At 62.4% G+C, this 11655-nt stretch carries 11 protein-coding genes; 8 read left to right on the top strand and 3 right to left on the bottom strand.

Translation table 11 applies throughout. The features are described 5' to 3' along the window. Positions 1 to 150 precede the first annotated feature (150 nt). Entirely contained in the window at positions 151 to 558 is a 408-nt protein-coding gene (locus GWP04_10745; GenBank protein NIA26029.1) for an archease, read from the bottom strand. Between the two features lie 75 nt (positions 559 to 633). Here GWP04_10745 and GWP04_10740 point away from each other — a divergent pair, with 75 nt between their 5' ends. The 3 genes from GWP04_10740 to GWP04_10730 all read left to right on the top strand — a co-directional run bounded on the left by GWP04_10740 (position 634) and on the right by GWP04_10730 (position 4170). Then, positions 634 to 1854, top strand: coding sequence for a cysteine desulfurase-like protein (locus GWP04_10740; GenBank protein ID NIA26028.1), 1221 nt, complete (start codon positions 634 to 636; stop codon positions 1852 to 1854). A 182-nt stretch (positions 1855 to 2036) separates the two neighbouring features. After that, a complete protein-coding gene (locus tag GWP04_10735) occupies positions 2037 to 3494 on the top strand; it encodes an AAA family ATPase (protein NIA26027.1) in 1458 nt (485 codons plus the stop codon). A gap of 289 nt (positions 3495 to 3783) precedes the next feature. Next, positions 3784 to 4170, top strand: coding sequence for a hypothetical protein (locus GWP04_10730; protein ID NIA26026.1), 387 nt, complete (start codon positions 3784 to 3786; stop codon positions 4168 to 4170). Positions 4171 to 4196: 26 nt separating this feature from the next. On the opposite strand, the gene GWP04_10725 is transcribed toward GWP04_10730, so the two are convergent. Further along, positions 4197 to 4670 carry an acyl-CoA thioesterase gene (locus tag GWP04_10725; GenBank protein ID NIA26025.1) on the bottom strand — a complete coding sequence of 158 codons (474 nt, stop codon included), beginning with the start codon at positions 4668 to 4670 and terminating at the stop codon, positions 4197 to 4199. A gap of 93 nt (positions 4671 to 4763) precedes the next feature. Here GWP04_10725 and clpB point away from each other — a divergent pair, with 93 nt between their 5' ends. From clpB to GWP04_10705, 4 genes are all read left to right on the top strand, one after another. Further along, positions 4764 to 7334 carry an ATP-dependent chaperone ClpB gene (gene clpB, locus GWP04_10720; GenBank protein NIA26024.1) on the top strand — a complete coding sequence of 857 codons (2571 nt, stop codon included), beginning with the start codon at positions 4764 to 4766 and terminating at the stop codon, positions 7332 to 7334. Between the two features lie 239 nt (positions 7335 to 7573). Beyond that, complete coding sequence (locus tag GWP04_10715) at positions 7574 to 7915, top strand: PadR family transcriptional regulator (protein ID NIA26023.1); 342 nt, start codon at positions 7574 to 7576, stop codon at positions 7913 to 7915. Continuing rightward, the gene (locus GWP04_10710; GenBank protein NIA26022.1) at positions 7905 to 8696 is read left to right on the top strand and encodes a hypothetical protein; all 792 of its coding nucleotides are present in this window, start codon (positions 7905 to 7907) and stop codon (positions 8694 to 8696) included. Before GWP04_10715 ends, GWP04_10710 begins: the two co-directional genes overlap by 11 nt. A gap of 4 nt (positions 8697 to 8700) precedes the next feature. Further along, entirely contained in the window at positions 8701 to 9624 is a 924-nt protein-coding gene (locus GWP04_10705) for an SPFH/Band 7/PHB domain protein (GenBank protein ID NIA26021.1), read from the top strand. 62 nt (positions 9625 to 9686) lie between these two features. On the opposite strand, the gene GWP04_10700 is transcribed toward GWP04_10705, so the two are convergent. Further along, entirely contained in the window at positions 9687 to 10835 is a 1149-nt protein-coding gene (locus GWP04_10700; protein ID NIA26020.1) for an amidohydrolase, read from the bottom strand. A gap of 181 nt (positions 10836 to 11016) precedes the next feature. Between GWP04_10700 and GWP04_10695 the strand changes: the two genes are divergently transcribed. Then, positions 11017 to 11535 (top strand): hypothetical protein, encoded by a 519-nt coding sequence (locus GWP04_10695; protein ID NIA26019.1) that lies wholly within the window; start codon positions 11017 to 11019, stop codon positions 11533 to 11535. The last annotated feature ends 120 nt before the right edge of the window (positions 11536 to 11655 follow it).

Genomic DNA, 11655 nt, shown 5'->3' with positions numbered 1-11655 from the left:
GCAGGCCGCCGTCCGAAAGGTCGACCGACAACTCCTCTTCCTCTCCAACTCTGGGCCACTTGTGGACCCTGATGATCCGGTTGCCGCGGGCGGCGAAGTCTTTGAACTCCACCTTCTCCATTCCCTTCTTCGCCAGACGTCCGCCCAACCTCAGACGTCGAAGATGACCGTTGCCGCCCAGCCGGGGCCCTTGCGAATGACTTCGAGGCCGTGCAGCGTGACCGCCTTGATCGGCGACCCTCTCAATTGCAGTGGAGCAGCCTGGGTGCCACCGACCAGCGCCCGGATCCGGTCACTCTCGATGCCCACCCGGAATCGACACCACACCTGTCCGTCGACCTCGAAACGAAACAGAAGTTCGGAGAGCCAGCCGAACAGCAGGTCCCGGATACTCTCGCCCTCGACGACGATCTCGATCTCCGTAGCCGCGACCAGGGGCGCCAGATCGAACATGAGGTCGAACATCCCGTACGCGGCGTTCTCGAACAGCTCGGCAAGCGTTCTTCCGTAAGCGATGATGCCGGTGTCGGCAGTATGGGCAATGACCTCGTATCGCACATGGCCATTGTGCCACCCCGGCTCGCCGTATCAGGGCGAGTTCAGCCAAGTGGGCGGACCGCTAACGTTCGCTCCATGCTCGCAACCATTCGATCCCGATTCCCTGCACTGTCTCGAACCCAAAACGGCCGCCAAGTTGCGTGGCTGGATGGACCGGGAGGAACCCAGACTCCCCGCTCGGTCATCGATGCCATGGCCGGAACGTTGACGACGGGAGTCTCGAATCTGAGCCCGCACTTCGCTCCGGGCCGAGATGCCATCGCCATCACCGATGCCGCTCGATCCGCCGTGGCCGATCTCCTCGGGGCAGAACACCCGGGCGAAATCGTATTCGGCCAGAACATGACCTCGCTCACGTTCTCTGTGAGCAGGGCGATCGCCCACACGTGGCACGAAGGCGATGAGGTCATCGTCACGACGCTCGACCACGATGCCAACGTCACCCCATGGGTGCTCGCCGCCCGTGACGCCGGCGCCGTTGTGCGGCACGTAGGAGTCCATGACGATGGAACGCTCGATCTCGACGACCTCGATCGCTCCCTGTCGGAGAAAACCCGACTCGTGGCCGTGACCGCCGCGTCCAACGCCCTCGGCACCAAAGTGGATGTGAAAGAAGTCACCCGCCGGGCGCATGCAGCGGGTGCGCTCGTCTATGTAGACGCGGTCCACTCGACGCCGCACCGCCTGCTCGATGTGGCCGACATCGGTTGTGACTTCCTCGTCTGCTCCGCATACAAGTTCTTCGGGCCACACACGGGAATCCTGTACGGTCGAGCCGACCTCCTCGAACAGATCGATACATACAAAGTGCGTCCGGCGCCCGAGGAGCCACCCGAGAAGTGGGAAACGGGAACACAGAGCTTTGAATCGCTCGCCGGTGTCACCGCCGCCGTGGAGTACCTCGCGAGCCTGGCTCCACTCGATGCCGACCACCCGCGGCGCAGCCGGCTCGTAGCGGCCTATGACTGGATCGGACAACACGAATCCGATATGGCGAGAGCGTTCCTCGATGGCATCGACGCCATCGACGCCCTCCGTCTCTGGGGCGTCGATCGGATCGAGGACAGGGTGCCGACGTTTGCGGTGACGGTCGCCGCTGTGCATCCGCACGAGGCGGCCACCCGTTTGGCCGACGAAGGCATCTTCGTGTGGTCGGGTCACTACTACGCGCTGGACATCATGGACCGGTTCGGGCTGCTGGAAAGCGGAGGAGCGGTCCGGGTCGGCTTCGTCCACTACAACACGCTCGAGGAAGTCGCCAGAGCCCTCGAAGGACTCGCCGATCTCACTCCCTGAGCCGTTTGGGACTCAGGTCGCAGCATCGCGGCGATCACATCGAAGGAGCCCCTGACATGCCGGCATCGGGCCATCACTCCCGGGCCCGATTGCGTCGTTCGCGTCGAGTGCCGAACCCGTGGACCTGGAAGGTATCCCGGAACTCCTAAGTGTCGCCCGCGATGCGGGCGATACTTGTGGTCATGGACAACACGGCCGACCTTCGAGTGCTGCTCGCTTCCCAGTACCCGCTGCTCGTCGTCGCCACGGACGAAGAGCCACGATTCCTGCAAGTCCTGAGGAGTGCTGCCGGAGAGCTCGACATTCCGGTCTGGACGTGGTCCTCAACCCAGGGATTGGCTCGTGATCATCAGCAAGCCCAGTATCAGAGCACCGACCCCAACCGGGCACTTGGATTCATTGCAGAGATCTCGACGCCAGGAGCATTCGTGTTCGCGGATGCCAACCCGATCCTTCACGACCCGGTCGTCGTCCGCCGAATCAAGGAACTGTCCCAGGCACAGCGCCGGAGCCAGACGATCATCATCACCGCCCCACATCCCGAACTCCCCGAGGAACTCGAGGGGCTCGCTCACCGCTGGAGGCTGCGCCCACCCAGCGAGGCGGAACTGCTCCAGCTGGTCAGAAGGACTGTTCGGCGGCTCGCGGATCGAGGGTTCCCGGTCGTCCTCGACAACGATCGCCTCATCGAAGTCGCGAACGCGCTGAAAGGGATCACACTTCGCGAGGCAGCGGGCCTCATCCAGCGCCAGGCGCTCCAGGATGGCAAGCTCGGGTCGGGCAACATTTCAGCTCTGCGAACCGCCAAAGCCGATCTCCTGAACACCGACGGAGTCCTCGAACTCATCGAATCCGACACCGGAACACTCGACGAGGTCGGCGGTCTGGAAGGGGTGAAGTCCTGGCTGCGCGTGCGCCGGATCGCCATGGACTCCGGCACACCCGGCCTCGACCCTCCGAGAGGGATCCTGCTCACCGGCATACCGGGATGCGGGAAGTCCCTCATCGCCAAGACCCTTGCTCGCACGTGGGGGTTGCCGCTCGTCCTGCTCGACCCTTCACGGCTCTACGGCAAGTTCGTCGGGGAATCGGAGAAGCGTCTCGACAGTTCTCTACGGACGATCGAAGCGATGGCGCCGGCCGTGCTGTGGATCGACGAAATCGAGAAAGGATTCGCGGCCGGAGACCAGGACGGAGGCGTGGCCCGCCGTCTCCTCGGGACGTTCCTGCGCTGGATGCAGGACCATTCCGAGGAAGTCTTCCTTGTGGCGACCGCCAACCAGATCGACGCGCTGCCTCCGGAACTCCTTCGCAAGGGTCGGTTCGACGACATCTTTTTCGTCGATCTCCCCGACGAGGCCGCGCGCCGCGAGATCCTCAGAGTCCACCTCGCCAAACGAGCGAACGATCCATCCCGATTCGACTTGACGACCCTCGTTACGCAAACCGGCGGTTTCTCCGGTGCCGAGATCGAGACCGCGATCGTCGGCGCCCAGTACCGGGCTGTCGCCGCCGACCAGCCGCTCACGACCGAACGCGTCCTCGACGAGATCCACACAACCGTACCGTTGTCCGTGTCACGCGCCGAGGATGTGGCACGACTGCGCACGTGGGCTTCCACCAGAGCCGTGATGGCGTAGAGCAACAGCTCGCTTCGCTCGCTGTATTTCCTATGTCGTACTTTGTACCCCGACGCAGCATCGATACGAGACCGCGGGGTGGCTGTAGCGGCTCAGGCGCAACAGGGTCGTGTGGATCGACGGGCGCCGTCGAGGTGCCCGCTGCCCTTCCGTCCTCGGCCAGGGCCGGGACGAGCTCTGATCCCCAACCCCAGCCGCCGGTCCCCCACTGGCAGCTCCGAGACACACCATGCAGCACCCAACAGGATCCAGACCACCTCGCGCCCAGCCAAGGCAGTAGGCTGGCGTTATGCCAGAACGCCCGGTCATCGTCCATGTTCAAGAGTCACTCGAAGGCAGTGATGCCAGAGTGACCGTAACGCTCTCGTGGGAAGACGAGGAGTTCTCAGGTCAGGCCATTGGAGCGACCGGCGATTCTGCTCGACCCCGGCTCGTGGGAGAGGCGACACTCCATGCCATCGAGAAGGTCGCGCACGACACGATCACCCTGGATCTCAGTGCAGTGGCTACTCAGGAGCTCGGCGATGTGCGCATCGCCCTGGCCCAAGTCGACATCACGAACCTCAGCGAGCGGTTCGTCGGCAGCGCCGTCATTCGCGACGACGACCCCTCCCTCGCCACGGTGAAAGCCGTCCTGGACGCACTCAACCGCCGTATCGGCCTGCTGGACGCCTGACGCCGCAAAGGTTGTCTGTCGAGGCACTAGGTCCCGAGTCGCTCCCGTAGACGGATGCGCTCTTCCCTGCGAACTTCGGCTCCGGCCTGACGCACCCGTTCACGGTCGGTCGACGGCTCGAGCGCAGGGATCTCGACCGGATGGCCGTCCAGGTCGACGGCGACCATGGTCAGATACGCCGTCGTGGTCAAGGTCCGCTCGCCGCGAAACGCGTCCTCACGATGCACGACGACCTTCACCTCCATCGAAGTGTGCCACGCCTGGGTCACGACGGCCTCGAAGGTCACAACGTCCCCGATGTGCACGGGAGCGAGAAACGACAGGGAATCCACCTGCGCGGTCACCACTCGTGACTGCGCATGGCGAATCGCCGCCACCCCGGCGATCGTATCGACCAATTTCATGATCGATCCTCCGTGTACGAAACCATTTGCATTTGCGTCCGGAGGCTGCATGACCAACGACATCTCCGACACTCGCGGCGCTTTTGGCTCCACCATCTGCTCCCAACTTGATATACTACGACTCAGATTTCCTGGAATTGCAATACTCGCTTTGCGGTTCCCATTGGTGAACCCTACTGGAGATGACCCATGGAATTCGACCGTTTTACCCACAAGGCGCAACAGGCGCTCATCGACGCCCAGGAACTCGCCAAGGAGTCACACCACCAGTCGGTGGAACCTTCCCACCTCGCGTTGGGGCTCCTCGCCCAGGCCGACGGGATCGTCTACCCGATTCTCACCGGACTGGGAGTGCAACCTCCTGCGCTGCGCGCCGCGCTCCAGCAACATCTCGACGCGCTCCCCAAGGTGTACGGAGGCGAACTCTCGATGTCTCAGTCGCTGCTTCGTGTCCTTCAGGCCGCGGATCGGCACCGATCGGAAATGCACGACGAGTACGTCTCCGTCGACCATCTGCTCCTCGCGCTCGCCGGAAGCGACGATGCGGCTGGAGCAGCCTTCCGCGACCTCGGAGCCACGGTGGATGCGATGCTTCAGCGACTCGCAGACGTACGTGGCTCACAGCGAGTGACCTCCCAAGACCCCGAATCGACGTTCAACGCACTAGAGCAGTACGGCCGCGACCTCACCGCGCTGGCACGAGAGCAGAAACTGGACCCGGTGATCGGACGTGACGATGAGATCCGCCGTGTGATCCAGGTGCTCTCTCGAAGGACGAAGAACAACCCCGTGCTGATCGGCGAGCCGGGCGTGGGCAAGACTGCAATCGTGGAAGGCCTTGCCCAGCGCATCGCCGACGGAGACGTCCCCGAGGGCCTCAAAAGCAAACGGATCGTCGCTCTCGACCTCGGCGCCATGGTCGCCGGCGCGAAGTACCGGGGAGAGTTCGAAGAACGCCTCAAGGCGGTGCTCAACGAAATCAAGTCCGCACAGGGCGAGATCATCACGTTCCTCGACGAGATGCACACCATCGTTGGAGCAGGAGCAGCCGAGGGAGCGATGGACGCTTCCAACATGCTCAAGCCCATGCTCGCTCGAGGTGAGCTGCGCATGATCGGGGCGACGACGCTCGACGAGTTTCGCAAACACATCGAAAAGGATGCCGCTCTCGAGCGTCGGTTCCAGCCGGTATTCGTCGAGCCACCGTCGGTGGAGGACACGATCGGCATCCTGCGCGGCCTCAAGGAGCGCTATGAGATCCACCACGGCGTGCGCATCACCGATGCTGCGCTCGTTGCCGCAGCGGTTCTCTCGGATCGCTACATCACCGGCAGGTTCCTCCCCGACAAGGCCATCGACCTCATCGACGAAGCCGCCTCGAAGCTGCGCATCGAAATCGACTCGATGCCTGAGGAGATCGACGAACTCGAGCGGCGAATCAAGCAGCTCGAGATCGAACGGGCAGCCCTCCAGAAGGAGACCGACGAAGCCTCCCGCGAACGTCTCGACAACCTCGAGAAGGAACTCGCCGACCTCCAGGAGCAGATCGGCGCGTTGCGAGCGCACTGGCAACTCGAGAAGGACGCGATCGCTCGGATCCGCAGTCTCAAGTCCCAGATCGAAGAGACCAAGGCCGAGGCCGAACATGCCGCGCGCTCCGGGGACCTCGAACACGCTGCCGAGCTTCGCTACGGCCGGCTGCCACAGCTTGCCGAAGATCTGGGGAACCGACAGACCGAACTCGAGACACTCCAACAGGACCTGAAGATGCTCAAAGAGGAAGTGGACGACGAAGACGTGGCAGAAGTCGTCGCCCGCTGGACCGGCATTCCCGTATCACGCCTCATGGAGGGTGAGATCGAAAAGCTGGTCCACCTCGAACAGTATCTCCACGAACGGATCGTCGGCCAGGATGACGCCGTCACCGCCGTCGCAAACGCGATCCGCCGCAGCAGAGCCGGCCTGTCGGACCCGAACCGGCCGATCGGATCGTTCATCTTCCTCGGGCCCACCGGGGTTGGAAAAACGGAGCTGGCGCGTGCTCTCGCGTGGTTCCTCTTCGATGACGAGCGGGCGATGATCCGCATCGACATGTCCGAATACATGGAGAAGCACACGGTCAGCAGGCTCATCGGCGCTCCCCCCGGGTATGTGGGCTACGAGGAAGGCGGCCAACTCACCGAGGCCGTTCGACGTCGTCCATATTCGGTGGTTCTGCTCGACGAGATCGAGAAGGCGCACCACGACGTATTCAACGTCCTCCTCCAACTGCTCGACGACGGAAGGCTCACCGACGGCCAGGGCAGAACCGTGGACTTCTCGAACACCATCTTGATCATGACATCAAACCTGGGTTCGGAGTTCATCGAAGCGGACTCTGCCGACGAGGTCGTCAAAGAACAGATCATGAACGTCGTCCGGGCATCGTTCCGGCCAGAGTTCCTGAACCGTGTCGACGAAATCGTCGTCTTCCAGCGGCTCACGGCCGAGGATCTCCAACGTATCGTCGAGATACAGGTGGTGCACCTGAGAGACCGTCTCGCGACGCGTCGCATCGGCCTGGAGTTGACCAAAGAGGCCAGTGCCTGGCTCGCAGAGCATGGTTACGACCCCACGTACGGGGCACGGCCGCTCAAGCGGCTCATCCAGAAGCAGATCGGCGATCGTCTCGCACTGGACATCCTCGAAGGTCGATTCCGCGAAGGGGACACCATCCGGGTCGACGCGGGGAAGGACGGCCTGACGTTCTTACAGGTGTGATCTCGCTCGGTCGTATCTGGTACCTCGTACTTTGTACTTCGTATCGCGACGAGCCTTGGTGCAAGACCGCGGGGCGGACGTAGTCGCTCGAGCGCGAACCTTCCCGTCGGTGCGGTTGCATCGAGAACGGGCGGAACAGCCTGCATTGTTCAAAGGGCCCCTACCCCGGGTGTAGCTGCCGGTACTAACTTGCAACGCAAGGGTCCGACTGCTATGCTGCATTGCATGATAGGTGGTCGATGAGCATCGAACACAGCTCTCAGCTCCTCAAGGGTGCCCTCGATCTGTGCCTCCTGGCAGTGATCTCGGAAGAACCCAGCTACGGCTACGAAATGGTGAGGAAGCTGCAGGAACGGGGACTGGCGCTGGTGAGCGAGGGCAGCATCTACCCGTCGCTCAGCAGGCTGCAGAAGCAAGGCCTCATCGAGGGATACAAGGTAGCTTCGAAGGAAGGTCCGAAGCGCAAGTACTACCGGATTCGGCCCGCCGGCGAAGGGAAGCTGGCAGAGTGGAGTGCAGCATGGAGGGAGCTGGCGCAAGGTGTGGATGCCGTGTTGAAAGGTGGTGCTCGTGTCAACTGACGTGACGAAGATCGTCGCAGATTGCGAGCGGTACTGGATCGCGACGCAGGTGCCTCGCCGAGCTGTGCTCGAAATGAAGGCCGAACTCGAGCAACACCTCCAGTTGGCCGCCGCCGAGGGCAAGAGCCCCGAAGCCGTGATCGGCCCCGAACTGTCTCGCTTTGCAGAGATGTGGGCGAAAGAACAGCGGGATCCGGTGAGCGACCCCGCTCGTACCTGGAGGTCGGTGGCGAACGGGGAACGACTCCACCGCAGAACACGGCTCGGTCTGGTCGTTGTCTTCGTCGCCGCAGCGGCAGCAATCGGATTTGCAGCAGCAATCTTCGACAAAGGGAGCAACGAAATGGAGAACGAACTGTGGAGGTGGGTGTGGATCGCGGCTGCCTTCGTTTTTGGAGTCGGTGAGGTTTTCACGGCCGGTTTCTTCATCCTGCCGTTCGCGGTCGGCGCGGTCGTCGCTGCGGTACTTGCCTGGCTGAACGTCGCCGTCGGTGCTCAGTGGGCGGCGTTCCTCGTTGTGTCCATCCTGGCGCTGTTCGGTCTGCGCAAGCTTGCGCCGGCGGATGCGCCCCAGCCTTCGGTCGGGGCGAACCGTCTCATCGGCTCGTTCGGGAAGGTCCTGGAAGCAGTCGAACCGATCCATGACCAGGGTCGCGTCAAAGTCGAAACTGAGGAGTGGCGGGCAACGACAGACGCCGCGCGGATCGAAGAAGGCACGACGGTCACCGTCGTCGGCGTACGCGGAACCCGATTAGTCGTCAAACCAATAGAGGAAAGGTAACACCATGGATCTGCCGCCAGCGGTCATTCTACTGATCGTCATTGCTGCGTTCGCGATCTTCTACGTGGCCAACGCCATCAAGATCGTCAGCCAGTACCAAAAAGGACTCATCGAGCGGTTCGGGAAGTTCCGCAGAACCGCCGACCCCGGTTTGAACTTCATCGTTCCGTTCATCGAGACGATGAAACGGGTCGACATGCGGGAGCAGGTCGTGGACGTGCCCCCGCAAGAGGTCATCACCAAAGACAACGTGGTTGTCACGGTCGACGCAGTCGTCTACTACCAGGCGACCGACCCGGTGAAGCTCAAGTACAACGTCGCCAACTTCATCATGGCGGCGACGAAGCTTGCCCAGACAAACCTCCGTAACGTCGTCGGCGACCTTCAGCTCGACGAGGCACTCACGTCGCGCGAGAGGATCAACACGCAGCTCCGTGAGATCCTCGACAACGCAACCGATGTGTGGGGCACGAGAGTCGTCCGTGTCGAGATCCAGCGGATCGAACCGCCACCGGATGTGACCCAGGCGATGCACAGGCAGATGAAGGCGGAGCGGGAGCGACGTGCCGTCGTCACCGAGGCGGAGGGCCAGAAGCGGTCGGCCATCCTGAAGGCCGAAGGTGTCAAGCAGGCGCGTGTGCTCGAGGCCGAAGGTCAGGCGGAGGCGATCAAGCGGGTCGCGGAAGCGGACAAGTATCAGAAGCTCACGGTCGCCGAAGGCGAAGGCCAGGCCATCGAGCGTGTGTTCCGAGCGATCCACACCGGGGATCCGACGCCGGATCTGATCACGATCCGATATCTGGACACGCTCAAGGGTATGGCCGACGGAAGGGCAACGAAGATCTTCCTGCCGGTGGAGACCAGCGGCATCCTCGGCAGTCTCGGCGCCATCAAGGAGATGTGGGCAGCCGAAGCCGACGAGTCGTAGCTCGCGCAGCGGACCCGATGCTCGGCACGGAGACGGCGGACACTCGGTCCGTCGTCTCCCCGTTACAGCTCTCCCCAGCGGTTCTCGGTCGCCAGGTCGATCACGGTCCATGCCATCGCCAATGCACCATCGCGTATCGCCTTGTCACCATCGGGTGTAATCGTTGCAGCTGCGAACTCGGGCTGATGGTTGACGGCTTCGCCGCAGTTGATCGAAAGGAACGGATGGATCGCCGGAATAAGGTGGCTCACGTTGCCCATGTCGGTGGATCCAGCCTTCGGCATGTCGACACCGCGAGCCATGGTGCGTCCGAGCGCCGACGCGTTCCTGTCGAATAGCTCCACGAGTACCGGATTGTTGACCAGGTCTTCGTACGGATGGCCGATTTCGGAGGTCTTCCAAGTGCAGCCGGTGGCAATGGAGGCCGCTTCGAAACAGGCCATGACCTTCTCGGTGAGTTCCTCGAGGCGCTCCTTGGTCGCAGCTCTGATGTACCAGGAGGACCGGGTGTAACTGGGAATGATGTTCGGTGCGTCGCCGCCGTGAGTGATGATCCCGTGTAAACGGTCACTCGGAAGGATCTGTTGGCGGAGGGTTGCGACGTTGACGTACGCCTGAACGAACGCGTCCAATGCGTTGATCCCCTTCTCGGGCGCACCGGCAGCATGCGAGTCTTTGCCGCGATACTCGAGGTCGACGTGACGAACCGCCAGGACGGAAGGATCGAGGACATTGTAGGGACTGGGGTGAATCATCATCGAAACCGATGCGGTTTCGAATGCGCCCGCGTTGATCAGGTCGACTTTCCCACCTTTCATCTCTTCGGCCGGTGTGCCGAGCACGGTCACGCGAAATCCCAACTCATCCGCCAGTCCGGCCAGCGCCAGACCTGCACCCATCGACGCCGTAGCGATGATGTCGTGCCCACACGCGTGGCCGACGCCGGGAAGCGCGTCGTACTCGGCACAGATCACCACTTCCGGTCCGTGCGATCCTGCTCGCGCCACAAAGGCGGTGTCCAGCCCATAAGCCGGATAGTCCACGACAAAGCCATGTTGGGCGAGGTACCCAGCCAATTTGGCTGATGTCGCGAACTCCTGGAATGCAGTCTCTGGATGTTCGTACATCCAGTGACTGATGCTCTTCAAATCCTCCTCGACCTCAGAGAACCGCTGTTCGGCGATCTGCTTGGGATTCACACACACCTCCATTCGACCTCGACGGTACCACTGGCCAGCATCTCGTAGCTCGTACTTCGTATTTCGTATCGCGACGCAGCATCGATACAAGACCGCAGGGCGGGCGTGACGGCTTACCCTGCCGACTCCAAGGAGTACGTTCCCATCAGCTCCATAACCAATCTCACGCGACAACACTTCTAACCTGCCCTGTATGAAGACGGCAGCGCTCGTGACGATCGCGACCTTGCTCATCGGGGCGTGTTCACCGGAGGCGACAACGACAACGGTCACAACGTCGACCACGACGGCACCGGCCACAGCACCGGCCACGACGACCACGAGCGTCCTGGACGTCTGTGACCCTCCCAACTTCCTGCCGACCATGCTCCCGGTGCGAGTCACCGCCGACCAGCCCGCGTCGCGAGACGTGCCGTTCGATCAGTTCACGACCATCCCGGGCACGACGATCCGCCTCTGGGCAGGCGCGTCCGGGGCTCCGGTGATGGTGATGATTCGCGGAGCCCTGCCACCAGAACGGTGGACTGCAACTCCCGAACGTATCGTGGTCCGTGGGGTCGATGCGGCTCTCGGACCACTCCAGGACGGTGTGTGGGCCGTCGCCTGGTTCGAAGGTCCCGATACCTGCGACGAGTACAGCCTCGTCTTCTATCCACCGGTCGACCTAACCGAGATCAGAGCCGTAGCCGAGAGCGTGCCGGGACGCGGGTAGGTGTGAAGACGTCGCGCACGCGAAGCTCATCAGTCATCAGTCATCAGTCATCAGTCATCAGTCATCAGTCATCAGTCATCAGGGTTTACTCACAACCAGTCGTGTGATACCTCTCAAGCG

It is taken from the genome of Gammaproteobacteria bacterium (assembly GCA_011682695.1).
In the GTDB taxonomy this organism is placed as follows: domain Bacteria; phylum Actinomycetota; class Acidimicrobiia; order Spongiisociales; family UBA4744; genus BMS3Bbin01.
This window is presented reverse-complemented; position numbering and strand designations above follow the sequence as displayed.